Origin of the sequence: Nitrosopumilus ureiphilus, from assembly GCF_013407185.1 — an archaeon.
Taxonomy (GTDB): domain Archaea; phylum Thermoproteota; class Nitrososphaeria; order Nitrososphaerales; family Nitrosopumilaceae; genus Nitrosopumilus; species Nitrosopumilus ureiphilus.
In genome coordinates this window covers 909,565-935,239 of record NZ_CP026995.1, presented here as the reverse complement: position 1 = coordinate 935,239, position 25,675 = coordinate 909,565, and the positions used below count along the sequence as shown (strand labels likewise).

31 protein-coding genes, 1 tRNA gene and 1 pseudogene are annotated in these 25,675 nt (G+C 32.9%); 17 read left to right on the top strand and 16 right to left on the bottom strand.

The features are described 5' to 3' along the window. Positions 1-197: 197 nt before the first annotated feature. The 8 genes from C5F50_RS05450 to C5F50_RS05415 all read right to left on the bottom strand — a co-directional run bounded on the left by C5F50_RS05450 (position 198) and on the right by C5F50_RS05415 (position 2,919). On the bottom strand, positions 198-575 hold the full coding sequence (locus C5F50_RS05450; RefSeq protein ID WP_179372647.1) for a hypothetical protein: 378 nt from the start codon (positions 573-575) through the stop codon (positions 198-200). Between the two features lie 61 nt (positions 576-636). Continuing rightward, positions 637-813 (bottom strand): hypothetical protein, encoded by a 177-nt coding sequence (locus C5F50_RS05445; RefSeq protein ID WP_179372646.1) that lies wholly within the window; start codon positions 811-813, stop codon positions 637-639. A gap of 52 nt (positions 814-865) precedes the next feature. Beyond that, positions 866-1,099: an Lrp/AsnC ligand binding domain-containing protein gene (locus C5F50_RS05440; protein WP_179372645.1), complete on the bottom strand. Its 234-nt coding sequence runs from the start codon at positions 1,097-1,099 to the stop codon at positions 866-868. A 51-nt stretch (positions 1,100-1,150) separates the two neighbouring features. Further along, positions 1,151-1,798 (bottom strand): nitroreductase family protein, encoded by a 648-nt coding sequence (locus tag C5F50_RS05435; RefSeq protein WP_179372644.1) that lies wholly within the window; start codon positions 1,796-1,798, stop codon positions 1,151-1,153. A 62-nt stretch (positions 1,799-1,860) separates the two neighbouring features. Further along, positions 1,861-2,046: a hypothetical protein gene (locus tag C5F50_RS05430; RefSeq protein WP_179372643.1), complete on the bottom strand. Its 186-nt coding sequence runs from the start codon at positions 2,044-2,046 to the stop codon at positions 1,861-1,863. A 196-nt stretch (positions 2,047-2,242) separates the two neighbouring features. Beyond that, a complete protein-coding gene (locus tag C5F50_RS05425) occupies positions 2,243-2,494 on the bottom strand; it encodes a hypothetical protein (RefSeq protein WP_179372642.1) in 252 nt (83 codons plus the stop codon). A gap of 3 nt (positions 2,495-2,497) precedes the next feature. Then, a complete protein-coding gene (locus C5F50_RS05420; protein WP_179372641.1) occupies positions 2,498-2,668 on the bottom strand; it encodes a hypothetical protein in 171 nt (56 codons plus the stop codon). Further along, a complete protein-coding gene (locus C5F50_RS05415) occupies positions 2,665-2,919 on the bottom strand; it encodes a hypothetical protein (protein ID WP_179372640.1) in 255 nt (84 codons plus the stop codon). The genes C5F50_RS05420 and C5F50_RS05415 overlap by 4 nt, the downstream gene beginning before the upstream one ends. Before the next feature lie 118 nt (positions 2,920-3,037). On the opposite strand from C5F50_RS05415, the gene C5F50_RS05410 reads away from it, so the two are divergent. Both C5F50_RS05410 and C5F50_RS05405 read left to right on the top strand, forming a co-directional pair. Beyond that, positions 3,038-3,214: a hypothetical protein gene (locus C5F50_RS05410; protein WP_179372639.1), complete on the top strand. Its 177-nt coding sequence runs from the start codon at positions 3,038-3,040 to the stop codon at positions 3,212-3,214. 207 nt (positions 3,215-3,421) lie between these two features. Continuing rightward, the gene (locus tag C5F50_RS05405; protein WP_179372638.1) at positions 3,422-4,609 is read left to right on the top strand and encodes an MFS transporter; all 1,188 of its coding nucleotides are present in this window, start codon (positions 3,422-3,424) and stop codon (positions 4,607-4,609) included. A gap of 700 nt (positions 4,610-5,309) precedes the next feature. Here C5F50_RS05405 and C5F50_RS05400 read toward each other — a convergent pair. Beyond that, the gene (locus C5F50_RS05400) at positions 5,310-6,788 is read right to left on the bottom strand and encodes a thrombospondin type 3 repeat-containing protein (protein WP_179372637.1); all 1,479 of its coding nucleotides are present in this window, start codon (positions 6,786-6,788) and stop codon (positions 5,310-5,312) included. Positions 6,789-7,311: 523 nt separating this feature from the next. Between C5F50_RS05400 and C5F50_RS05395 the strand changes: the two genes are divergently transcribed. Both C5F50_RS05395 and C5F50_RS05390 read left to right on the top strand, forming a co-directional pair. After that, a complete protein-coding gene (locus tag C5F50_RS05395; protein ID WP_179372636.1) occupies positions 7,312-7,827 on the top strand; it encodes a winged helix-turn-helix transcriptional regulator in 516 nt (171 codons plus the stop codon). A gap of 18 nt (positions 7,828-7,845) precedes the next feature. Next, entirely contained in the window at positions 7,846-8,226 is a 381-nt protein-coding gene (locus C5F50_RS05390; protein ID WP_179372635.1) for a hypothetical protein, read from the top strand. A 210-nt stretch (positions 8,227-8,436) separates the two neighbouring features. On the opposite strand, the gene C5F50_RS05385 is transcribed toward C5F50_RS05390, so the two are convergent. Further along, positions 8,437-9,198 (bottom strand): hypothetical protein, encoded by a 762-nt coding sequence (locus C5F50_RS05385; protein WP_179372634.1) that lies wholly within the window; start codon positions 9,196-9,198, stop codon positions 8,437-8,439. Positions 9,199-9,339: 141 nt separating this feature from the next. Here C5F50_RS05385 and C5F50_RS05380 point away from each other — a divergent pair, with 141 nt between their 5' ends. The 4 genes and pseudogenes from C5F50_RS05380 (at position 9,340) to C5F50_RS05365 (ending at position 12,413) form a co-directional block, all read left to right on the top strand. Next, on the top strand, positions 9,340-9,972 hold the full coding sequence (locus C5F50_RS05380) for a hypothetical protein (protein ID WP_179372633.1): 633 nt from the start codon (positions 9,340-9,342) through the stop codon (positions 9,970-9,972). A 139-nt stretch (positions 9,973-10,111) separates the two neighbouring features. After that, positions 10,112-10,882, top strand: a complete 771-nt coding sequence (locus C5F50_RS05375; protein WP_179372632.1) for a hypothetical protein — start codon at positions 10,112-10,114, stop codon at positions 10,880-10,882. A 103-nt stretch (positions 10,883-10,985) separates the two neighbouring features. Next, positions 10,986-11,882, top strand: a complete 897-nt coding sequence (locus tag C5F50_RS05370; RefSeq protein WP_179372631.1) for a hypothetical protein — start codon at positions 10,986-10,988, stop codon at positions 11,880-11,882. 190 nt (positions 11,883-12,072) lie between these two features. Continuing rightward, a pseudogene (locus C5F50_RS05365) lies at positions 12,073-12,413 on the top strand (YnfA family protein). A gap of 134 nt (positions 12,414-12,547) precedes the next feature. Here C5F50_RS05365 and C5F50_RS05360 read toward each other — a convergent pair. Together C5F50_RS05360 and C5F50_RS13055 are read right to left on the bottom strand one after the other, a co-directional pair. Then, positions 12,548-12,632 (bottom strand) — tRNA-Ser (locus C5F50_RS05360). A 165-nt stretch (positions 12,633-12,797) separates the two neighbouring features. Further along, positions 12,798-12,947 (bottom strand): hypothetical protein, encoded by a 150-nt coding sequence (locus C5F50_RS13055; RefSeq protein ID WP_246282165.1) that lies wholly within the window; start codon positions 12,945-12,947, stop codon positions 12,798-12,800. Positions 12,948-13,093: 146 nt separating this feature from the next. On the opposite strand from C5F50_RS13055, the gene fen reads away from it, so the two are divergent. The 3 genes from fen (at position 13,094) to C5F50_RS05340 (ending at position 17,278) form a co-directional block, all read left to right on the top strand. After that, positions 13,094-14,116, top strand: a complete 1,023-nt coding sequence (gene fen / locus C5F50_RS05350; RefSeq protein WP_179372630.1) for a flap endonuclease-1 — start codon at positions 13,094-13,096, stop codon at positions 14,114-14,116. Positions 14,117-14,749: 633 nt separating this feature from the next. Continuing rightward, a complete protein-coding gene (locus C5F50_RS05345) occupies positions 14,750-16,318 on the top strand; it encodes a thrombospondin type 3 repeat-containing protein (protein WP_179372629.1) in 1,569 nt (522 codons plus the stop codon). A 432-nt stretch (positions 16,319-16,750) separates the two neighbouring features. Next, positions 16,751-17,278 carry a PAS domain-containing protein gene (locus C5F50_RS05340; protein WP_179372628.1) on the top strand — a complete coding sequence of 176 codons (528 nt, stop codon included), beginning with the start codon at positions 16,751-16,753 and terminating at the stop codon, positions 17,276-17,278. 1 nt (position 17,279) lies between these two features. Here the strand turns inward: C5F50_RS05340 and acs are convergent, their stop codons facing one another. Both acs and C5F50_RS05330 read right to left on the bottom strand, forming a co-directional pair. Then, positions 17,280-19,196 carry an acetate--CoA ligase gene (gene acs, locus C5F50_RS05335; RefSeq protein ID WP_179372627.1) on the bottom strand — a complete coding sequence of 639 codons (1,917 nt, stop codon included), beginning with the start codon at positions 19,194-19,196 and terminating at the stop codon, positions 17,280-17,282. A gap of 55 nt (positions 19,197-19,251) precedes the next feature. Next, positions 19,252-20,130: a CdvA-like protein gene (locus C5F50_RS05330; RefSeq protein WP_179372626.1), complete on the bottom strand. Its 879-nt coding sequence runs from the start codon at positions 20,128-20,130 to the stop codon at positions 19,252-19,254. 132 nt (positions 20,131-20,262) lie between these two features. Between C5F50_RS05330 and C5F50_RS05325 the strand changes: the two genes are divergently transcribed. The 6 genes from C5F50_RS05325 (at position 20,263) to C5F50_RS05305 (ending at position 24,527) form a co-directional block, all read left to right on the top strand. Continuing rightward, a complete protein-coding gene (locus C5F50_RS05325; RefSeq protein ID WP_179372625.1) occupies positions 20,263-20,556 on the top strand; it encodes a hypothetical protein in 294 nt (97 codons plus the stop codon). A gap of 32 nt (positions 20,557-20,588) precedes the next feature. Beyond that, positions 20,589-22,208 carry an FAD-dependent thymidylate synthase gene (locus tag C5F50_RS05320; RefSeq protein WP_179372624.1) on the top strand — a complete coding sequence of 540 codons (1,620 nt, stop codon included), beginning with the start codon at positions 20,589-20,591 and terminating at the stop codon, positions 22,206-22,208. Positions 22,209-22,244: 36 nt separating this feature from the next. Beyond that, entirely contained in the window at positions 22,245-22,649 is a 405-nt protein-coding gene (gene msrB, locus C5F50_RS05315; RefSeq protein WP_179372623.1) for a peptide-methionine (R)-S-oxide reductase MsrB, read from the top strand. 275 nt (positions 22,650-22,924) lie between these two features. Beyond that, on the top strand, positions 22,925-23,047 hold the full coding sequence (locus tag C5F50_RS13210) for a hypothetical protein (protein WP_280924474.1): 123 nt from the start codon (positions 22,925-22,927) through the stop codon (positions 23,045-23,047). After that, positions 23,044-24,054, top strand: a complete 1,011-nt coding sequence (locus C5F50_RS05310) for a homoserine dehydrogenase (protein ID WP_179372622.1) — start codon at positions 23,044-23,046, stop codon at positions 24,052-24,054. The genes C5F50_RS13210 and C5F50_RS05310 overlap by 4 nt, the downstream gene beginning before the upstream one ends. After that, positions 24,051-24,527, top strand: coding sequence for a PUA domain-containing protein (locus C5F50_RS05305; protein WP_179372621.1), 477 nt, complete (start codon positions 24,051-24,053; stop codon positions 24,525-24,527). Before C5F50_RS05310 ends, C5F50_RS05305 begins: the two co-directional genes overlap by 4 nt. A 2-nt stretch (positions 24,528-24,529) precedes the next feature. On the opposite strand, the gene C5F50_RS05300 is transcribed toward C5F50_RS05305, so the two are convergent. Both C5F50_RS05300 and C5F50_RS05295 read right to left on the bottom strand, forming a co-directional pair. Further along, positions 24,530-24,994 carry a Mut7-C RNAse domain-containing protein gene (locus tag C5F50_RS05300; protein WP_179372620.1) on the bottom strand — a complete coding sequence of 155 codons (465 nt, stop codon included), beginning with the start codon at positions 24,992-24,994 and terminating at the stop codon, positions 24,530-24,532. Positions 24,995-25,019: 25 nt separating this feature from the next. After that, complete coding sequence (locus C5F50_RS05295; RefSeq protein ID WP_246282163.1) at positions 25,020-25,616, bottom strand: Ntn hydrolase family protein; 597 nt, start codon at positions 25,614-25,616, stop codon at positions 25,020-25,022. Positions 25,617-25,675: the final 59 nt, after the last annotated feature.

The following is a 25,675-nucleotide window of genomic DNA, read 5'->3' as shown; positions in this document are numbered from 1 at the left end:
TAGAATTATTCAGATTTTTTAGTTTTTAATTTTGGATAATCTTCGGGATTGTCCTCTTCCATTCTTTGAAAATATACTTCTTCGTAAGGCATCTTTTCTCAGTATTGTATGACCAAATTTACATTTAACCTTAAGGAATGATTTCTACTTGACTACTAGTCATAAATTAATTTTTAAAACGTTCCTAAATACAAAAATCAAGAGGATTCAATGATATTTTTCATAGAAACTACCATATCGCCAATTTCTGACACTCTTTGATCAAATTGTTTGTCAGTTAATTCATCTGGTTTGTTAAGAGTGATTACCACATCAGAGAAATCACCATTAGACACCACTCTCATTGGGACATCCCAAGTAGATTCTTCATCAACAAACTGATGATCTAAAATTCCAAGGGATTTGTTTTCATTAAATTTTAGTCTAGATTTTCCATGAGGGCCAGTAAATGACCACCATCCATCAGCATTAATTTTTGCATCAGGCATCATCTTTGGCGGAGCTTGTAAAATGGCATCAAATGCATCACCGGTTTTCTTTTTTACAGTGATTGTAATAGTTCGGGATCTAGTCATGGCAGAAATATCACTTTATGATTAAAAAGGATATAGTAGAAATTATAGGAATCATTCTTTCCTATTTGTTAAGAAATGCACGGATTTTTTTTAGATTTGAAACATTTGATTCGTGAAACATGACCATTGATTCAGCCAAGGAATCAGGAAGGACAGTCTTTAGAGTATCAACTAATTCATCCCCACTGGATATCATATTATCAATGAGTTTTTCAATCTCATTTTTATCATCTACCATGAAATTCATTATGACCAATCTTAATTAAATTTTCAAACAGTGCTGGTTCTTGTCAGTTGTCTTTTTTTATCAAAGTTGCAGTAGAACGTATATTCTTCATCTTTTGGATATTCCAAGAGACAATCTCTCTAATCTTTTCAAAATTCTCAGCTTGTAGTTTTATCATCATATCATGAGTTCCTATTGTTTCAAAGACATCTACTACTTGCTCAATTTCCTTTAATTGTTCAATGATTTCTGCCTCTGAACCCAATTCACAGTTTAGCATCACATATGCATCAGTCATGAATCTAACATCCAACAATGATTATTTAAAGATGAATAAGTTTAGGCTAACTTACCATACGACATGAACCAAATCTTTGAGATTTCGTCTTGGTTTTGGGAATTTTGTTTGTTCGGGATATCCAATACACAGTACAGATGAAGGAATAAGATCCGTTCCAATTACATCCATCACCTTTTGCTCATCAAACATTCCAATCCAAATTGAGCTTAATCCCAATGCCTGTGATGCAAGTTGGGAATATCCGGCTGCAAGGGTTGCATCTTGTATTGCAAATTTTGTAAGGATGTATTCTGGAAAATCAAATTTCACTCTAGATGGATTTTTGCAAAAAACCAGCACCACAGGAGCATCAACATATGGTTGGTTATTGCATGCTTCAACCAGAAGTTTTTTCTTTTCAGGACTTTTTACATAGAATATTTCAAATCCCTGATAGTTTCCTGCAGTAGGAGCAGTGTCAGCTGCTGCAATAATTTTATCTATTTTTGTGGTTTCTACTGGTTTGTCAGAGAATTTTCTTGTCGAACGTCTCTTTGCCATTACAGCAAACAAATCGGTATCTACAACTTCAGAAGGCCCAGATTTCAGGATAAAATCTAGAAGTTGGTTTCTGGTGTCATCGTTGGATGTATCAGGAGTTATTGCGGGCTCATAGCCTTGAGGATAAATTTTCTCATCTTTTTTTTCTGAATCCACATACTGTTTACAAAAAATATGTTATTAAAGAATTAGAAATCATTATTCATATTATAGAAAGATTACTCGGGATCAAAAATATCACAGCCAGAAGTGCATGGTTTGTTCATCACACCTTCACATACTCCCAGTTCATTATGCATAATTCTATGATGACCACAAACTTTGCATTTTTCTCTAAAATGAGATATTATTTCAGCAGTTGAAATTCCGGATTCTCGAATTTTAGATTCAGTTTCACTAGTCATAATTGGTTGTTTAATCAATTGACTTTAAATATTTTGAACTCATAAATATGAAACAAGTATTGTTTTCTATTGAAAGTATGAATCTGCCTGGAAAGTGAACGGTACAAAAAGTTTGACGCCCCTGCAAATCAGGCAAGAAAAACGACGTATTCTTCGCGGGATGAGCAAGAGGTAAAATCAGAGATCATACACACATTCAATCGTGTAATTCTGAAAAATTCTCAGAAATTTTTACCCTAACATTTTCATCAAACAAATTTGTGTCCAGCGGATGTCCAAAAAAGGTGATGCCAGTAATTGAACAAATGCTTGGTTCGATCATATCTGCATTATCGCTTATTCCGCCAGGATAAAAGAAATAACAAATCGCTCCAGAAATATTTGGAAATAATACCCAGCCTGCAAATACACATACAGTGATGATAACAATCTTGTATCTAGTTTTCATTTTCTAACTCAATCCAAAAATATAACAAATCACAGTAATGGTTCCTTCTGAAGACAGAGGACAGTTCTGTAAAGTAGAACCAATTCCAATAATATCAAAAACAAGTTTGTAGGTACCATATGCTGCCAATCCAGCAAGAATACTGTATCGGACTTTACTTGGAAAGAATTTCATTTTGCAAACTCCTCATATTCAATTTTCTCACCACAGTATGGACAATAGTTCATTGCAAAAAATGCAATGTTACCATCTGTACTAATGTCCTTAAAGTGAAATTTTGCCCATTTTACATTCCATAATTGGAAATGTTTATCATGTTCTTTTAGTTGCTTGCAACACCACCACGTTCTGTGAGTATCTACATGAAATTCTGTGAATTTTTCACAGGTAGGATCATCAAAATGTTTAGTGAAAAATACCTTCAACGAGTCAAGATAAAATTCTGAGATTCATAAATACTTCGAACCTTTTACTCTTGGAGAATAGTGATAAAAAAGACAGAATAATCAAGAAATAATTCAACAGATTATTTGAATAAGAGATATGAAGGATTTCTTAAAATTAATAGAGGCTGATCCTGCCAGTAGAAATTGTAAAAATTGTGGATATTCAGTTACATTACATCATGGAAAAATGGAGCCAATCAACGGCATGGAAAAACTTTCATTCGACATGAAACTACTAGGTTGTAAAAAATGCAAGTGGGTTCAATTCCTATGAACTTGTATCTTTTATTCTTGAGAGATAAATTAAGAATTAATTGTATTCCAACAACAGCATTCATCCCAAGTACAATTAGGACAATCTTTTTGAGATTTACTTGTTTTACATTCTGAAGGAAGACAATCACAATCAGCGCATTTTACTTGAAACACCATCTAATTACGGTTAACTCATTATTATATTCAATTAATGTTTTTAAGAAGTATGTCAGGAGAATCTAAAAAATACAGTTGGAAAAATGTCAGAAATCTTGGCTTTGTAAGTTTTTTCACAGATACATCATCTGAGATGATATTTGGCATATTACCATTATTCATCATAGATGATCTTGGGGCAGGAAAAGCAGTATTGGGTCTAGTAGAGGGAATGGGTGAAGCAGCAGGTTATGGCACAAGAACTGTTTCAGGAACAATCTCAGATAAGGTAGGAAAAAGAAAATCACTCATACTGTTGGGTTATGGTCTATCCACCATAGCAAAACCATTTTTTGCATTGTCTGCTAGTTGGATACACGTATTTGGAATCAGGGTTACAGATAGAATTGGAAAGGGAGTAAGAACATCACCAAGAGATGCGTTACTTGCAGACTCCATAGAGCCTGTCAATATTGGAAAAGCGTTTGGTTTGCATCGTACAATGGATCAAGCAGGTGCAATAATTGGGCCATTGATTGCATTTGGTTTGTTATATTATTTTGAGGTAAGGGACATTTTTTGGTTTTCATTAATTCCCGGGGTTATTGCCTTGTTTATCTTGGCACGATATGTAAAGGAAAGAAAAATCATTCCAAAGAATCAAAGCATACTATCAAACTTTAGGGTAGTTCTTCATGGAAAATTTTTGTTATTTTTATTGATCATGACTGTATTCTCTATTGGAGCATTCAATTTTTCATTTATTCTTGTAGAATCATCAGAGTTAGGCCTTGAGAAAAACTTTGTACCCCTAGTCTACGTAGTGATTAACATAGCCCATACTCTGATTGGCATACCCTCTGGAATTCTTTCAGATAAGATTGGTACTGAAAAGATACTATTGGCAAGTTTTGGATTATTTTTCATAACATCGATGATAGGATATTTTGAGACGGGGTTTATTCTGGTTGGTTTTGCAATGGCGGCCATTTTTGGTTTGTATCAGGGCATGACAATAACTACACAAAGAACGATGGTATCAAGATATGTCTCAGAGAATTTAAGAGGTACTGCATTTGGAATATACTATCTCTTTGTGGGAATATCATTTCTTGTAGCAAATTTGGTCTTCGGATTATTGTGGGATGCATTTGATTCCCAGGTGGCTTTTGGGTATAGTATGATTACAACCATAACTGCAATTATTCTATTATCAGTATTTGTGACAAAAAATAAACAGATTGTCAGCCAAAAATGATTTTGGTCATGTGATTAAATTACACATTATGAATTTCATGAAAAAAAGGTCAAACGGCATGTCCTTATTTCTACCCCCGAAACATTATGCTTCCATTACAATTTGAACCCTAGATACAACAAAACTCAAAAACAGCTCATTTTGAGTATTGATTTTTTGATGAATTCGAATCAGTAATTTCTAAATATTTTCTTATTATATGATGTTAAGCCGCCGGGAAAGGGCGTGGTCAAATTTTTCAACGCCACAGCACATGTTAGGCAGTTCGGACCCGACCGGATTCAGGCTTGTGAAGTTCTAATCAGATTCCAAAATAAAATAAAATTATATAAGAAGAGTTTCTAATGGATTCAAATCTCAAAAAATATGAATTCTCTTCCCATTGGAAGATACATCGTATGATATCTGCAGAACCTTGTGTCAACATAGACAGATTAGCTTGGAAAACAATCTACAAGATGAAACACCAATGATCTGAATTTCACGGATTCTAAACAGTCATTTCACAGTATTCTAACATTTTAGATAGCAAAATATTGTTTTTCCCAATTTTCTGAATCTCTAAACACAAAATCATGCATTTGGCAATTCTTTCTATATGTTATAATACAAGTTTGAATTTGATTTAAGATTAAATACAAATTTTGTAAAGCACAACATGAAAAATATCATTGAAACAATTGTTGATTTTTTTACTTCATTACTCGGGTAAGGGTACGATCAAAACTGTTCCAGACACATCAGGGGAAATCATGATGGATGTAATTGGTTCAACTGTATCACGTTTTATCACAACATTTCTTTCATGCTCTCCATTAATTGTGACAATTAATTTTTCGGGTAATAGTTCATTCCAAGCATAAATTTTGATCATTTCAGGCACATCAAAAGAAAATTGCATCATTTTGATTCCTTCAACATATTCAAAATCAGAAATTACAGCCTTGGAATTAAAATCAACTATCCATTTTCCATCCCCTTGTTTTATCCATTGGGGTTGAAACTTTGTTTTTTCATTTTCTGTAAATTGTGTTTGCGTACCTAGTTCGTCTTTTAAAATTTCTTTCTTTAATTGTTCAAGACAAATTTCACTGCCTTTTTCATTTTCTATCATTTGACAAAATTTAGAAGATTTATTCAGATCATGATTATTATGAAATGCCAAACTTATTCCAATATTCTTACTGCACATATTAAAAGTAAATTTATTTAATTTTGATTCAGAACACATGTCAGAAAGATTTTCTTTAGTCGCCCCAAACTCGGTTAATTGATTATCAGTATATTGCATCATCACTCCTGCTGTACATGAATAGTATTGAAAATATGACATTTGATGACAATATTCAATAGCTGATTCTAAATTAGCGGGATTGTAATTTATTAATCCATGTCCCAATCCGTGTATGCAGTCACTATAATTTGAGGTTCCCATAAGATCATCGCAGATTACTTTATAGTTATCAGAAATGGGTTTATTGTTTTCTTTCAGATTGTGAAAAAATGCCCCCATAATCCCATGATAATAACCCCCTCGACATAAAGAAGCATCAAAGTCAAAGTTTTGAGAAACATTCAAAGTTTCATCAAAAACTGCATGTCCTACCACATGAGAAATAAAATGGCAGCCGCCTATAGCATTGATTTTAGATAATGCTAATGCTAACTTCAAAGCATTTTCATTATTTGATTCATTTTTTACCAAAGAATCAAAGAAATTCCCATAACATAAAAAAGAATTAGCATCATCTGCTAAAACACAACTCTCGATTTCGGTCATATATTGTTGTATTAGTTTTTCAGATATGGGACTAGGCGTTGAATCTTTATCATCTAAAATCCCATCATTATCATCATCTTTGTCAAGTATAGAACCGGTTCCATCAAAGTCAAAGTCTGCCCACTCGGTAGGATCAGTATCAAATGCATCTAATTTATCAACAACACCATCATTATCATCATCAAGATCACACGGATTACCTAGTGTGTCTTTGTCAAAGTCAGTCTGATCGCTGTTTTTTATTTTAGGGCAATTATCAAAATTGTCAACAACGCTATCCTGATCAGCATCAAAATTAGGTAGTCTTGTAATAGAGATCTCTTTAGAATTGATCAAAACAAGTGAAATAGATATTATCAAAATAGCAGAGATTGCAATTATACCAGATTTATTTATCAATTAATATTTCACACAATTTTTAATATACTTTCTTTATGATACAAGATTGAATTTGAGAGACGAGGCAAAAGAGAGAAAATTATTGTTTTACAAAGAGATGAATTTTGCCAGATTTTTCTTTTAGTTGAAATAATTTAGACATTGTTAGTTTTGATGAGATTTCCTCCAGATTTCTAGATAAGAATCTAAAAAATTCTTTTAAAATATTCAATGTCTACTAAAAGAAATCATTTTAGAGCCATAATATATGGCATAAAAAATTCTTAAAATAATTGTCATCCAATTTTTGGTCATATTGAATCTTGTATCATACTAATTCAATAAAAAATCATAATTTAGGAAGGAAAGACGAAAACACCGTATTGATCGTACAAATAATGCATGGATTTCCTACCCTGAAACATTATGATAGTCGGATTAAAACATTGTATGGTACAAGTCTAGATCTAAGAGAAAAAAGTTTATCAAAAAACTGTAATAATTTGTAGAATAGGTTAAATCTGTGATTTTGTGAATGATATGCATGGATGAGATTTTAGAATCCCCCAAGGATAAGATTTTAGACTTTATTACGAATAATCCTAGCTCTCATCTCAGAAAAATCAAAAACAATCTAGGGTTTTCCATGGGGACTGTTCAATACTATCTTACTATGCTTGAAAGAGAGGGAAAAATCAAATCAACTAAAACAAAATTTTACAAAAATTATTACCATATCAACGAGTCTGATGATGAAATCCTTTCAGTATTGAATTTGGATTCTCCACGAAATATTGTAATATTTTTGATTCAGCATGAACCATCCACACATCAAGAAATAGCTCAGGGAATTGGATTATCATCATCCACAATAAGTTGGCACATGAAAAGACTAATAGAATTACAAGTTGTTCAAACAGAATATTCTGGAAAATATACAGTATATCGTCTAAGAGACCGAAACAATGTATTAAGCAATCTTAACAAATGTAAATCAACTGTATGGAACGCTATGATTAGTAACATGACAGATGTATTTTCAGCATTTGATGAAAAATAATTATAGGTACTAGATAGAATGTTTAACTCTCAGTTATCGTTTCTATCAAAAATTTCATTACAACTTGATTACTTTAATCCATTTGATGACCCAATAGATATCGTCACACAAGATGATTTGGTTGCAGGTTCTGTTACTGTTGCCATTGCATGTTTCTCCATACTTTTGACAATAATGGCAATATCAGCTTACAAAAAGACACGAATGTCTCAACTAAAATTTATTGCAGTTGCATTTTCATTATTTACAATATATTTAGGAATTGAAGCACTCCAAGAACTATTACCATTTGATGATGATTCATTTGATTTGGTTTTATCCGTAATTATGTTAGGTATTCTAATCAGTTTCTTTTTTGGAATAATGAGGAAAAAGAAAAATCATCTAGAGAAACCCTAATCGTCTATTAATCTTATTTTTAGGACTAGATCTGAGAGTAGCATTACAGCAAGGACATCGAAATTTATCAATTCTTAAAAATCTACAACAGCACGAACACCATTTGAAACCATTTCCATAACTTAGTTTATTGGAAATCCCATCAAGTTTGAAATTGTCACATTTGTTATTACACAGAAACACCAATCTTGACACTTTGAGAATATCTAGTTAATCCTTAATTTTCATTGTTAACTCAAGAGATAGATGTATTGGGGTTTGGTCTTCTTTTGTCAATCCAAGTAATTGATTCTCAAAAGAAATGGCAAGGTCTTCATCATTTATGATTGAACCCTGTACAGTTCCAGTCATATCAAGATATGGATCTCTATGATCATCATGTTCGATACTAATTGAAATTATACCTTGATCCAAAATTACAGAGCCACCCCCAATTACAAAAGTATGACCACCAACAATGAGAGTTCCACTTTTAATATTAAATTCATCTAGTTTTGTACCTGAAACTGGATTTAATTCAAAATTCAGTCGTGCGTGTTCAGACAAATGTACTGCACCCTCATAGCCACTCCCATCACCAGAAAGAATGAAAGTTTGCTTTTCTAATTGCATTATTTTTTTCTCAAGAGACATTTTGGGTTCAACTTGTTTTATCTCATTCTCAACATGTTGAATTATAGATTCTTCAGGTACTGATTGAATTGATTCTGGTTTCTTTTTAGAATTTGATGGTGTAGGTTCACTCAAGACAGGTTGAGAAGGTGGAAGTAGAATATTTTCTTGAAGAACATTTTCAGCAATAGATGATTCTCTTTGCTCAAGAAAGTTTTCATAAAACAGCACATCAGAAATCTCATCTGAACCAGCTTGAAACACACTAAAAACATCGTCTGCAAATCCAAAAATCCACACACTAGAAACAATACCAATCACAATAGCTAATAATCCAAACTTATCAGTTCTAGTTTGCAATGTTTTTTTCATCATAGTTTGCATTTAGAACTTTATGATACAAGATTGAATTTGAACTGCACGTAATTAATTTTATTGTAGATTAAGATTACTATTTTATTGTTAATAATCACTAAATAAAAAAATAAAAAATTATGTGCAATGACTAGGAATAATTCAAAACATGTAATCTATAGCACAATATTTGGAATCATGTTATTATCAACTGTTTCAGTAAATGAATCGGTTCAAGCATTTGCACAAACAATGCAAGATAATGATTTTACAGTAAGAAACGCTGAACAAATTAACAAAGATCCTGTTGCAAAGTCAATACTTGAAAAGATAGAGCTGATGAAAAAACAAATGGCGGAAATCAAAGATGAAAAGAAAAAACAACAAGAACACCAAAAATTCATTGATCAACAAAGAGCCGTTGCAAAGCAAGAACTAAACAAAGAACTTGACAGAATGAATGACAAATACAAAGATCATACACCAAAGGCATCCTTTACCAGTTTTGTGTCTTCAAAACCTGCTGATACTCAGTTAGTGTATTGGGATATGTTCAATTTTCAGCAACAAAAGGTATCTGAGGCACGAAAAGCAATGAAATCAGTTCTAGATAATGGCGGTTCACTTCAAGAAGCAAGAGAGGCATATCACAATGCAGGTGCCGTCAAAAGAGTGCAACTAATAGACATTACAAAAGACCTCAACATAAAACACGGATTAGCAGACAATACAGTTCAATCTACCTTTGACAAGTATGGAAAACTACCAAGGTACGATTAACTACTTTTTCTTTTTTTAGAAATATTGTTTCATAACTTTATTGCCTGATACAATCATCAATCCGACTTAGTTTATGTTGATTTTCAAAATTACTTTGTTTTATACCGTAAATTTTAGATTTAAAAAACAATAACAGAACATGTTCAAACAATTCCTTATTCTTGCATTGGCTGTTACAATAATTTCTGGAAGCATTCCTGCTTATGCAGACGTGGAATCTATTTTCTCAGATAAACTTCTTTATCAAAAAGGAGAGACGGTAGTCTTTTCTGGAACAGTGGGAGATTTGGATGTTAATGAACCAGTTTCAATAATCATTAGGGACTCGGAAAATAATTTTGTGGTACTTGAAACAACACGGTCTGACTATGAGGGCAATTTTCAAATAAATTTGGATGTTGATGAAAATTTTACCAGTAATGGGTTATACTCTGCCCAACTATATCTTAACGATGTGGCAACTATGGAATTTACTTATTTTGATTTTTCTTCAAATGGTTCTACAATTCAACACAGTGAAAAAGAAGAAAAGATACTTGCAAGTCAACACATAAAATCAAATTTTAAAGAAATAATCGATACAGACCAGATCCAATTAACAGATAGAATAGGCAATCCGTTAAAATATGCATCTGATGAAACACCTGTCCAAATTTCAGCGGATGTCATTAATAATAATGAACAAAATCAACCATTTACTTACTTTGTACAAATTCAAAATGATTCTGAGCAAGTGATTTCAATATCGTGGATTTCGGGAATGCTTGTCAGTAAACAAAAATTCGATGTGTCTCTGTCATGGACACCCGAATCTCAAGGAACTTACAAAGCTACAGTTTTTGTATGGGATAACATAAAAAATTCAACTCCTCTAAGTGAACCCAAAGTTTTATCAATCACAGTAGCTTGATTTTAAAGATTGATACAATCTTCGATCCGACTCTACAAATTTACAATAAATTGATCATATTTTTGGATATTGGGAATTAATTTCATTTTTTCCAAACCAATTCATGTTCAAAATTACTTACATGTTATTATTTTCATTCATGTTAGGTTTGTTTTTAGCTAATTCTGCATGGGCTACTGATGACTTTGTATTTACCATTAACAGTTTATCTGAATTTGAGGCAGGTCAGTATCCATTTGTAAGTGGCAATGCATTCACATTGGACAAAACCCCTGTTTCAGATGTACAAATTCAGGTCAATTTTCCTTCTGAAAAAATAAAAACCTCAACTAATTCTACAGGTCAATTCTATGTAACATCTATGATACCTGCAGAAATAGGAGAATACACCATTACGGTTTATGCAAAAAAAGATAACAGATTCACAGATGCTCAAATAATATATCAAGTATCAGAGAGTCTACCAACAAAGCAATTAAAAATTACCAACCCAATAGAACAGATCCCTAAAGTAACTGATGGAAATGTTGAACTAGATCCTTTTTCAAAAATGATTAAACAACTTGAAGAGCAAAAGGAAATAGAAGTAAAGAAAAAAGAAATTGCTAAAGAACAACAACAAATTAACGAACAAAGAATACAAGCAGAAGCAGAACTACAAAAAGACTTGAAAGATTCTGAAAAAAGAATGGAGTACTATAGTCCTAGAAATGTATTTTATAGATTCATACAGGAAGTAGATAGTTCTTTCAGAGGAATATTTTGGCAACAGTTCTTGTTTACAGAAAAAATAACAAAAGAGGCACATGATGCCAAGGAAAATGCATTAGATGAAGGCAAATCATCTTTAGATGCTATGAAAATATTCCAAGAAAAAGCTAAAGTAACTCAAAATGAGATTATGGGACTAAACAAGAATTTGAATATCCAATATGGAAATGCTACATCGTATACTCAAGATCAATTCAATGAGAAAGGAAAGATCCCAAGAGAAGAATAAACTAAATTAAAAAATCACACTTTTTTTCTCTAACAATTACAACCTTTACCTAATTTTGGATTACATATTTTACAATCTAAAAGACATTTATCTTCAGGACAATAACCACAAAATTGTTTTTTCTTTGATTCCAAGTCTATTTTCTCTAAATTAGTTATAATATAGAATCTTTATTCCATTTTGTATTATAATGGGTGAACAATCAAAGAATTTTTTTATTTCAATTCTACTATTTTTCCTAGATGGTCTTTGTGAGATTGGTGGAGGCTATTTTGTATGGAAATGGTTACGAATTGATAAAAGAAAAATATTTGGAGTTATCGGAGATTTAATTTTATTTTCATATGGAATTATCATGATATTCCAACCTGCGGATTTTGGTAAAGTCTATGCTACCTATGGAGAATCTTTGTTGTATCATCAATAATTTGGGGTTATTGGATTGACAAGAAAAAACCAGACAGATTTGAGATTATTGGTTCTTTAATAGTTTTGATTGGTGTTGCTGTGATGTTTTATTTTCCAAGATAGACTTTTTCTTTTAATGAGTGACTACATCCGATTTGATTCCTAAGATGTCTGAACCATTCTTGTGTCGTTTTCTGATAAATTGTGTTCCTAAAACATGCCAAAAAGTAAGGGCTTTGAAATTTGCGTTAAAGCCATGGCGCCGGGAAAGGGATTCGAACCCCTGCACGCTTACGCGTAGCCGTTTTCGAGACGGCCGCCGTACCACTTGGCTATCCCGGCACCTATTGTGAAATTTTCTCCATAATAAAGCAAATCAGTACAAAACTAAGGCACATCATCAATATCAAATAATTCATCCATGAATTTCTTTTTGATTTGTTCTTTGGTATTTTCCCATTCTTTGGTAGTTATTTTATCTGCAAAAATTGAGCGAATCTCCTTAAATCACTTGGTATGTAAAATCGAAAGAATTTCTTGCATTTCGGATTCTGATAAAGGAAAATATGAAATAATCTCAGATGCCTTGTCAGTAGAATCAAATTTTATTTTAAAAATTTTATCCTCCAGACGTGAAGGTAATGATAGTTTTACCATTGTGTTTTTTTACAAATCACAGACATATTAAAATCGATTTTTAGACAAATGCAGAATAAAAGAAATGAAATATCCAAAATAACGATTATAGATGAATCATAGATGAATCATAAACACAAAATAGAACAAAATTACTAGAAATCTATATGGGCTTAAACCTAAAAGATTTGGTAGTAAGAGAGAAAACAACTCTGGAGGCATTTTCAACAAAAGTAATTGCAATTGATGCATACAATGCAATTTATCAATTTCTAGCAAGTATTAGAGGCCCAGATGGATTACAACTATCAGATTCTGAAGGAAGAATTACAAGTCATCTAAGTGGATTACTTTACAGAAATGTCAATTTTCTCTCATTAGGAATAAAACCAGTTTACGTGTTTGATGGAAAACCACCATCGCTAAAAACAGCCGAAATTGAGCGTAGAAAACAGATCAAAAAGGATGCAACTGTAAAATATGAAAAAGCAGTAGCTGCAGGAAATATGGAAGACGCAAGAAAATATGCTCAACAGACAACTAGCATGAAAGATGGCATGGTTAGAGAGTCAAAACAAATTCTAACGTATTTTGGCATTCCATATATTGATGCGCCATCAGAAGGAGAAGCAACAGCAGCACATCTCACAAATACAGGACAAGCTTATGCTTCTGCAAGTCAAGATTTTGATTCCATTTTATGTGGAGCCAAAAGATTGATAAGAAATTTCACTAACAGCGGAAGAAGAAAAATACCTAACAGAAATACCTACATCGACATAGTGCCAGAAATAATTGAAACACAAAAAACACTAGAAGCATTAGAATTGACAAGAGAGCAATTAATCGATATCGGTATTTTAATTGGAACGGATTTTAATCCCAATGGTTTTGATAGGATTGGTCCAAAAACTGCATTAAAAATGATAAAACAACATTCAAGATTAGAAGATATCCCACAAATTCAAGAGCAACTCCAAGAAATTGATTTTCAGCAAATTCGGAAAATTTTTCTCGATCCAGAAGTTGCAGATGTCGACGAGATTATTTTTAACGAAGTAGATTATGAAGGAATGACAAACTATTTAGTAAAAGAAAGAAGTTTCTCAGAAGAGAGAATTCAATCTACATTAAACAGATTGAAAAAGGCATTAGAGAGAAAAAGTCAAAATTTAGACCAGTGGTTTTAGCTAACAAATTCATCTTTTATAATTCGAGTTTGACTTATTCTTGTGGTAAAACAATACATCTTAAAGATATAATTACAATAAAACAATTCCAAATATTTGTACAAGAATTGCTACGATTGCAAAAATTATAATTTTTACACCCAAACCCATGAATATTTTTAGAAAATATTCCTTTTAGTGGTTCCTTAACATTGTTAATCGACTATCTCTGAACCTAGAATGATTCAATTTGAGATAGAAGTGATTCTTTATTTTTTCTACTTCTAGGCAGGGTTCTTAGTTGTTTATTACAACAAGGACACTTTAATCCATCATAGTTTAGAAATATTTCGCAAAAATTGCATCTTTTTTGTCCAGATGCATATCTGCCAATTTGTCTTGGTTTGATAGCTTTGAATTGTTTACATCTACCTGAACAATAACCCATCATAGAACAACAATTATGTTAAAAGTTAAACCTAAGTTAACAAAGTTAATCCATACTTAATAGTTCATAATCAAGAAATTTAGAATTTCAACCATCTAGATAATCCCAAACACAAATCAAAAAATTGTAGCACTTAAGATGATTATAATTGAGTAGATATCCTAAAATGCTGAATTGTGTAATTGATCTTACGGAAATCGCACGGTATGATTAACAAAAAGATCAAATTTCTATTGGTTGCATTAGCAATTTCAATGTCTATTTCTATACTATCCTGGTCCAATGTGGTAACTTTTGCAGATAAAGATAATGATGGCGTTACAGATTTTTTTGATAACTGTATTGATAATCCAAACATAGACCAGACTGATTTTGATTCAGATTCTTTAGGTGATGAATGTGATTCTGATGATGACAATGATGGTTTTTCTGATGAAGTAGATGCCTTTGACAATGAATCTTCTGAATGGAGTGACATCGATTTTGACTCTATAGGGGATAACAAAGATGATGATGATGACAATGATGGGATATTGGACTCTCTTGATTTCTTTGACACTGATCCTACCGAGTGGGCAGATTTTGATTTTGATGGGATAGGCTCGACAAAAGATGATGATGATGACAATGATGGGATATTGGATATAGTAGATAATGATCCTACTTTATCTTCAGAGGATTTGGCAATAAAATATCTTCAAAACATAAAAGATTGTGCAAAAATGGATGATGGCTCATCACGTCTACTATGTTATTCTAATTTCTTTGGGGTTCTGGCTGAAAATGAGGAAAATAACTCTGATGCTTTAGAGTTATCCATTGCATTATCTAAACTGGGTGCAATAGATGACTGTCACTTTGTTTCTCACGAAGTAGGACATGTTGCATTTAATAAAAAACCCAATGTCGCTGAAAATCTAATTGGAATGGATGGAACCATGTGCAGAGGAGGTTATTTTCATGGTGTGTTATCTGCTTATTTTCATGATGAGCAAGAAAAAAACAAATCACTCCCATCGGATTATAAAGTAATTTGTAATGGATTGATAGGATCTTCAAACTATCAAGACTGTGTTCACGGATTGGGGCATGGATTGGTACATTATTTTGGTGAAGATTTGGGCTCTTCATTGGAAAAGTGCCATGACATGTCATTTTACCAAAACAGGCTCTGTATGAAAGGTGTAATGATGCAATACACGGACAACGTTCTAACCAGACAAGGAATAACATCTGATGCTGTTTCCAATCTTTGTAATGAATCTAAACTAGATAATGTTGATTTTGTTGAATGTAGTATGTCTATTGGAACTACTTTGGCATTTTTCACCAATCATGATCTTGAGGAGGGTTCAAAATCATGTAAACTAATTGAAGATCAACAAAGTCAAAATTACTGCCTTGAAGGATTACGATTAGAAATTCAAGATTCAGAAAAATATGAAATCAAACCACTTACTGAAGATATACGAGAAAAATTTCAACCCCAATTCATTGAAGGAACTTCAAAAATTATCGATATACAAAGTCCTGCAGTAATTTCTGACTTTCAATTCATCCCTAAAGTGAATATGATCTCATTTTCTATTGACAGACCACAATATGTTGTAATGTACATTCCTAGTGAATTTGTCACATCAAAAATGGTAGTAACTGTAAATGGTCAGATTCCAAGGGATTTGAGTGCAAAAAATAATGTCTTGGGAGAAGATATTGCCATGATAAGATTCGTTCCAAATGATGCAGGACTAGTAATGATTACTCCGTTATCATAGTATTTATTAAAAGAAATAGTCAATATTTCCCACTTTAAATTATAGTTCAAACTTAAAACTAACAAGTGTAGCAATCAGACTAGTTACAAACTTAATTCACAATTAAAGCAAAATCAAGAAAAATTCTAATGAAAAGTCGCTTTTTTGAATAAAGTATTTCATTAAAGTCAAACTATGAAAAAATAAATGTAAATTTTCAACCCCAACCAGTGTTTTTAGATTAAGGCGAAAAATTATTTGGCAAAGTAATGGAAAAGGACATATAGATTATTTTTCACATTAATTGCTCTCCCATGCATTTCAATGATTTGCTTGCATGATGCCAAGTCCTAATCCGGTTTCTTCCTTTTGTCGTAAATAATAGATTAAGGATTTTATTCAGATTGGTTCGAGAATTTTTAGTTTAATTACTAGTCTTGATTAATCAAAAAAATGTCTCAGACAGAAGCAAGAAAGACACTCAAAGATGCCCCAGTTATGTGGAGGAGAATTAATTCAATTGGAATTATTTTGGATTGTAACTCAACATATGCAGCAAACTTGAGGTATGCCAAATCAGAGATTCTAGGCAGGTCAATTTTTGAGCACATAACCAAAGAATCCTGGGAGGCAATGAATGAGTCCCTGAAAATATGGTTTGAGACTGGAAAAGTCACAGATAGGAAAATCACATTCAAAAGACAAGATGAAAGTACATTTCCAGGATTGTTACAGGCAACAAGCATTTATGATGAAAATAATAATTTACTTGGTAGCAATACAGTAATCTTCGATCTAACTCAAATGAGCAATGAAAAGATAAAAGAATACAAAGAATTTTTCAGAGAAGCAGAAAACAGATTAAACGAAATTAAAGAAAAAGAATATGATCAATTAGATGAGAATTCAAAATCAGAGTATAATGGACTTAAAAAAATGTTTGACATGTTATTGCAAGTTAATCTCTCAGAACTAAAATAATCTATCCAGAATGTTCTTTTATTGATTTTTGAATATCTTCAAATGCATTTTGTACTTCAGTGACGGCAGCCCCATCTTCTAGAGTGCTTACATCACCAATCTTTTCATTATTTGCAATTGCTTTTAGTAACCTCCGCATAATTTTTCCACTACGTGTTTTTGGAAGTTTTGAAACAAAATAGATTTGTTTCGGGGTGGCAATTGCACCAATATCATTTCTTATTTTATCAGAAATTTCTTTTTCTAATATTTTAGAATCAGTAATCCCTTGTTTTAAAACAACAAATGCAATAATTACCTCACCTTTGACATCGTCAGGAATTCCACATACTGCTGATTCTGCTATACCTGAATGAGACACAATACAGCTTTCAAGTTCTGCTGTTCCTATTCTATGTCCCGCAACTTTTAGAACATCATCTGCGCGACCAAGCAACCAAAGATAACCATCATCATCTTTTAGAGCATAATCTCCAGGATAGTAACAATTCTCATATTTTGACCAGTAGACAGTGTTGTATTTTTCATCATCACCCCATAATGTCAAAAGCATTCCAGGCCATGGATTTTTTATTACAAGATATCCTTTGATGTTAGGAGATACATCATTTCCATTTTCATCAACTACAGAAATGTTCACCCCAGGAATTGGGCGTGTTCCAGAACCAGGTTTCAGTGGAATTGTCTCCAATCCAGGTAATGGAGAAATCAGCATTCCACCAGTTTCAGTCTGCCACCAAGTATCAATAATAGGACATTTTTCCTTTCCAATAGTTTTGAAATACCATTTCCATACTTCTGGATTGATTGGTTCGCCTACAGTTCCAAGTAATCTTAACGAAGAAAGATCAAACGAATTTGGAATGCTATCGCCAAATTTCATAAACATCCTCAGTGCAGTAGGGGTTGTGTAAAAAATTGTAACATTGTATTTTTGCAATATATCCCACATTCGAGACTCATCAGGAAAATCAGGCGCACCTTCATACATTACTTGAGTTGCACCATGTAAGAGGGGCGCATAGACAACATAGCTATGACCTGTTACCCAACCAATATCTGCAGTACAAAAAAAGACATCAGAATCTTTAATGTCAAATGCCCACTTGAAAGTAGAATACAAATGTGTCAAATAGCCGCCGGTTCCATGCAAAACTCCTTTTGGTTTGCCAGTAGTTCCAGAAGTATACAAGATGTAAAGGGGGTGAGTGCTATCTAATTTTTCGGCATCACATGAATCTGAAACATTATTCATCAAATCACTCCATAGTTTATCTCTGGATGAGATAGGAATTTCATTTTTTGTTCTTTCTAGCACCACTACATGTTCCACAAAATCAATATCTTTGATTGCATCATCAATTACTTTTTTGAGTTTTACAATTTTGCCTCGTCGATATCCACCATCTGCAGTAACAACAACTTTTGAGTGGGAGTCAATTATTCTATCTTTGATAGAAGCTGCACTAAATCCTGAAAAAATTACCGTGTGAGTTGCACCAATCCTTGCGCATGCCAACATTGTGATTGGCAATTCAGGCACCATAGGAAGATAGATAGTTACGCGATCGCCTTTTTTGACTCCAAGTGATTTTAGTACATTTGAGAACTTTTTGACTTGTGAGAACATTTCACCATAAGTGATAACTCGAGATTCACCATTCTCACCCTCCCATAATATGGCAGATTTGTCAGATTTGGTTTTTTGATGCACATCTAGGGCATTAAATGAGGCATTAATTGTGCCTCCAACAAACCATTTAGCAAAAGGAGGTTGCCAATCCAGTGTCTTTTCCCAATTAGAGAACCATGAAAGATTTTTTGCCTGTTCATCCCAAAATGATACAAAATCAGAATCAGCCTTTTTTCTTAAATTAACATCATTGTTTCCCAGACCAATATCATATGTTTCATCCATCAAAAAGTGTATGAACTTGGATCTTTCTAAGTGTTAAAAAAATAAATTAAAAAAATTATTGTGCTTCCATTCTAGCAAGCCAATCGTCATCGTTGTCGTCTTTTGAAGTCCCTGTTGTCACCTGTTGGGGTGGTTCTGGAAATGCATATGTGGTTTCAGATTCAGTTGGAGGTTCAGGTATTGTGGAAACCGTTGCTTCAATTGGTTCTGAATGTGGTACTACGGGTTCGGTTGGCGCTTCTGGAAGAATTGTCTGAACTATTTGTTGTGGTTCAGGAGTCTCCAGATATGAAACGGCAGATTCTTGGATGTCTGGTGTCGGAGGGGCAGTTATCTCTTGCACTTCCAATTCAAGATCAGCAATTCTACTCTTTACATTTGCGATTTCAGCTGTTTCATGAGTTACATGTTCAATTATTTCAGTTGTACATGCTTTCACTGTCTCAAATGTTGCATCAGAGATTTCATTACTCTTGAATTGTACTTTTGCATCAAAGGATAGCATTTTTGCAGACTTCATTTGTTCATCTAACTCTGTCAATCTTGCCTCAAGTTTGGCTTTGATTTCTCTTTCTGTTTCATCTAGTGATGCAAGTTTTGACTTGTATTTTTCATGAATGATTTCAGCATCTATCTTCATGTCATCATTTTCAGAAACAATATCTATCAATGCCTTTAGACGACGTATAGTTAGTTGTTTTTCACGAATGAGTCTTTGAGAATCGAGTCTCCATTTTGGAATGAAAATAACAACATCGCCTTGTACTACAAGTTGCTCATATTGGATTTGCTGCAATCCTTGAGAACCGCAGTCAATGCCAACGGATTGAATACTTCCGTCAATGTCAGTTATTGTTCCTACGACTTTACCCATGAATGTTCCGTACATGTCTTTGACGTTTTTACCGATTATTTCGATATCGTCGTGGGTCATGTGTGATAGTTTAGAGATTTGTATAACCGACAAAGTGTAAGTAATGTTTTTGGTTTTGGTAAGATTAAATTCACTAACTTTCTTCGTGAGGGTCTCAGTAATTTTAAAATTTAGATAGGAAAAAGTAGCCTCATGATTCAAAAAGAAGAGTTAGAACAAATTTTGAATTTTGTTGCAAACAGATGGATTGAAACCACAAAAGATCCAAACAGCAAAGCTTTGGAAAATCTACCAAATGATTTCTGGATGAATTCAATTGGTGGAAAAACAGCAAAGAATGGATTTTGGGTCACAACATTGATGTACACAGAAAATGAAGCTGATGCAGCATCGTTCAAAGAAGTGTTGTTGAGATGGCAAGCAAAAGGTCAAGATAAAAACAGAGACAAGGGCCCCGATCTAATTCAAATTGGAAAAAAGAAATAGACTATTAATAATTGAGTTTCCAGAGATCGATATTGTCAGAATTCTCAGATAGTGAAAGAAGGATTTTATCAGATCACTTTTCAAACACTGAAGGAAATGTCTTTGCAATAATTACTCCAAGACAAGTAGATCGTGGAGCATTGATGTCAAGATATAGTAGGACGGACAAAAGTATGAGGAGAATATTTCTTGATGAATTTTTAAAAAATAAAAACAGAGGGGAGGAATTTTACAACAGAGTACTTTTAGAATACGGGGATGACTCTGTTGCAGAATTAGGCGAAGCGCAAATTGCAATTGAAGGACTATCAAACATTGCAGTAAAAAAAATCGAAGACAGAAGAATAGGTTTGTCATATTTAGAAAAATCATCCAGATATGTTGCATGGAACAAAAAGGAAAAAGGAAAATACAGATTTTACAGAGATCCTGAAATTACAAAATCAAAATTTGCAGACATGTATGAAGAAACATGTAATTTTTCGTTTGATGTTTATTCAAAAAACATAGAACCCATGATAAATTATATTAGAGAAAAATATCCCATAGAAAAATATAGTTTTAAAGATTCTATAGATGGAAAAGAAAAATTATTTTCTAAATTAAAAAATGAAGCTGATGTAAAATCTGCAAATATGATTTACAAAGGATCAACCAAAGCTAAAGCATTAGATATTCTCAGAGGTCTTCTTCCAGCATCAACTTTAACAAATGTTGGCATCACAGGAAATGGACGTGCGTTTGAATATCTTCTTACAGTTTTAGGCTCATCTGAACTTAAAGAAGAGCAAGATTTAGCCTCAAAAATCAAAAAAGAACTGGATACAACTATCAAATCATTTGTTAGAAGGGCAGATGACAAATATGGAAAAGCGTTTCAAAAATATCTTAAAGATATTAAAAATAAATCAAAAGCAATAGCTAGAAAGGAAATCAAATCAAACCCAATCACAGAAACAATTACTAAACTTGTAGATCATGAATCAGAAAAAAATGCAATAGATAAAATCATTACCAGTGTAATTTATGAGCAATCACCAAGTACATCATATCAAAATATCATACAACAAGTAAAGAAAATTCCTATTCAGAACAAAATCAAAATGATCAATGAATTTGCCAAACTCCGAAAAAATAGACGCCATAGACCTTCAAGAGCATTTGAAACAGTTTACTATACGTTCGATTTATGTAATAATTTTGGAATGTTCAGAGATTTTCACAGACATAGAGCATTAACTTTAGAAAGACAATTGCTTACAACAGATCATGGATACATTATTCCAAATGAGATTAAAATTCTTGGAATTGAAAAAGACTTTAAAGATTGTATGAATAAAACTAAAGAAACATTTGATAAAATCAGAGCAAAATATCCTGAGCAAGGACAATATGTAGTAAACTTTGCATTCAATTATCCATATTTTATGAAATTTAATCTCAGAGAAGCTTGTCATCTAATTGAGCTAAGAACAGTTCCACAAGGGCATATTGATTATAGATGTGTTGCACAACAAATGTTTCATGAAATTAACAAAGTACATCCAAACTTGAGTAAAATTATGAAATTTGTTGATTTGAAAGAATATGATTTGGAGAGATTTGAATCAGAAAAAAGAACTGAAGAAAAACGTAAACAGATGAAAAAATAGAACAATCTTCTAATATAGAAAATAATAATAAAGAATATGACTGATAAAATTTCTGAAAATCCTGAAGAGTGGAAAGAAAAGCTAACTCCCGAACAATATGAAATATGTGTTAACCATGGAACAGAACCTCCATTCTCTGGGAAATACAATAACACCAAACTTGAAGGATATTTCAAGTGTGTTTGTTGTGGGGAAGAGCTTTTTTCATCAGACGCAAAATTTGATTCAGGTTCTGGGTGGCCTAGTTTTTGGGAACCAGTATCAGAGGATAAGATAGAATGTGTTTCAGATACAGACTATGGAATGGTTAGAACAGAGGTCAATTGTAAGAAATGCGGGTCTCATTTAGGCCATGTCTTTGATGACGGTCCAAAGCCGACAAATCAAAGATATTGTATTAATTCTGTTTCATTACAGCATGAAAAAGATCAAGATGGATAATTTACCAACTAAGTGTGTTTTTTGAACAAACAATGTATTATGAGCGTAATAAATTATGAAAAAATATGAGTAATTTAAAGTGCAATCATCATTAGACTTCAAGTGGGCCATATTTCTGCATTCATTGTGGCGCAGATATAAACACGAACATAGAATTCACGCTTGATTGGCATTCTAAATGTTAGATTGATTACAGTGTTTTAGCCGTAAAATTGATTAAAAACAAAGATAATCCGACTAAGAATATTTATGAAAGCAGTCAGGCAATCCACTCTATGATACAAGCATCACCAAAACAAATTAGAATAAAACATGGTGCATTACACTTGATGAACAATAAAATTCGAATGAATAAAATGAATTGTAAACATGCAGTAAAAAGGAATGAAATGATTTGAGAATCATCCTATGTGGATTTGGTGTCGTAGGCCAAAGCTTGGTGAAATTATTTGAATCAAGATCTGAAGACATCTATGTAAAATATGGATTAAAACCAAGAGTGGTAGGAGTGTTTGATAGTAAAGGAAGTGCAGTGGATTCATCAGGATTAGACTTCAACAAACTAGTAGAAGTAAAGAAAAAATTTGGAACTGTAAAAAATTACTCTGATAAAAAAAATTCAATGTCAGGGGTAGAAATGCTAAAAAATATCGAAGCAGATGTGCTAATTGAGACCACTGCTAGTAATTACAAAGATGCAGAACCTGGGATGACTCACATTACTACTGCAATGAAAAAAGGAATGCATGTAATTTCAGTTAACAAGGGTCCGCTGGCACTAGCTTTTCCATCTCTCATGGAACTTGCAACATACAATCAAGTTATGTTCAAATTTAGTGGAACTGTAGGTGGAGGAACACCAATTTTAGATTATGCAAAAAACAGTCTTAGTGGAGAAAGAATAACATCATTTGCCGGAATCTTAAACGGCACTACAAACTACATTTTAACAAATATGGCTACAGGAATGTCATTTGAGGAAGCACTCAAAGATGCAAAAAACAAAGGATATGTTGAGGCAGACGAGTCTTTAGATTTAGATGGATTAGATGCTGCTGCTAAATTAGTAATTCTTGCAAACTGGATTATGGGGATGAAAGTAACATTACCAGACATCAATTGCACAGGCATCAGAAATGTGACAACTGAAGATATTAAAAGAGCCGACAAGAATAACTGCTCTGTAAAATTAATTGCATCGTGTAACAAGGAGCTTATTGTAGGTCCTAAAGAAATATCAAATGACGATCCACTTTGTGTGAATGGAACATTAAATGCGATTGCTTTTACATCAGAGCACTCAGGAACTCAAACGATTATCGGTAGGGGGGCAGGAGGCATGGAGACTGCCAGTTCCATTCTAAGAGATTTGTTAGACATCAGACAAGAGATAGCAAGAACTTGAAATCCAATTTAATTTCAAAGAGCGAAACTGCCGCACTCCTAAAAACAGTCTCAGAGAAATGGGATATGGAATTCCCCAAAATAAAAAATCTAAAAGTACATCAAATTTTAGATGATGCACAAATAATCACAGGTGAGGGGATTAAGATATTAAAAATAGATGAAGATTATCTTCCATTTTTATCAGAAACTAAAATGTTAGAAAGATTTCCCAGCGTTATGGTCGATATGGGAGCTGTAAAATTCATGTGCAAGGGTGCCAATGTAATGAGACCGGGAATTAAAAAATTCACAGAATTTGAAAAGGATCAACTTGTTTGCATTGTAGAAGAATCTCAACATAAATTTTTGGCAGTTGGAAAGGCAATGGTGTCCAGCTCAGAGTTGGAAGGTATGGAAAAGGGAGAAGTCATAAAAAACATCCACTACATCTCAGACAAATTTTGGGAAACAGGGAAAACAATTTATGATTAAGTCTAAAAGTTTATTTTACTAACAAACTCTTGCAAATTTTTAATGTGTGTTCCTTCCCAATAGATTTGATTACATCCATCGCATTTCCAGAATTGATCATGATATTCTAAAATTTTTTCTGGAATTTCATTTATGATTTCAGATTTTTTAATTTGGGATGTTCTAAAATTGCATTTAGGACATCTTGCGACATCACCAGAAATTTCATTAAATTCTAAATGTGTCTTTTCAAGAATCTCTAGAAATTGTTCAATTTCATCTTCTTTTGAGATGTAGATAGACTGGATGCCCATCTTTTTTGCGCGTTTAATTAAATTCTGATCTTTTGAAATTATTGTTCTGTTTTCATTTCGAGATTTCTCTAATAATTCGGAATCACCAATATCCGAAAAATATTCAGAATCGAATCCTAGTAAACGTAATTTTTTGGCAATATTGCCAAGCATTGCATCAACAAAAAACAACATTGATGATTTGATTAAAAATTTAGATTTATTTGATTTCTTCTGTGAATTCTTCAGTACCATCTTTGGTGATTACAAGTATGTCTATTCCATCACCACTTGCAGAATCTCTCAAAGCTGCAGAACGAATTGCTCTTTTTGCCAAATCAATTGCCTCATCTTTTGTCATATTTGGCTTGAATTGAGGGTCAAGTACACCTAATGCCATTTCAGCACCAGTTCCAACTGCTGCGTATTCATCAGGTAGAACTGAACCTAATGGATCAAGGGTATACATAATTGGTTTATCAACTACACCGCCAACGATTACCTGAGTTAGTAATGGGAAATATCTTCGTTCATACATCATATTTGACATCATTTTTGCAACTGTGTTAGGAGGAACATCTCTTTTGAGTTCCATTTTTCGGATTTTTGCAAGAGCGGCTATTTGTAAAGCTAAAATTTGCATATCAGCCACAAGACCAGCGCAGGCTGCACCGACTTTGTTAGTAATAGGAAATGTTTTCTTTGTGGATTTACTTACAAGAAAATTTCCAAATGCAATTCGTTTTTCGCTGGCAAAAACTACACCACCATCAAAAGTAATTCCAACAGCAGTTGCTCCTGGCATATACATTGACATATTCCAAATAATTTTGCCGCATAATAAAGGGCTTTCTACATTTCACGCGCAAATAATGG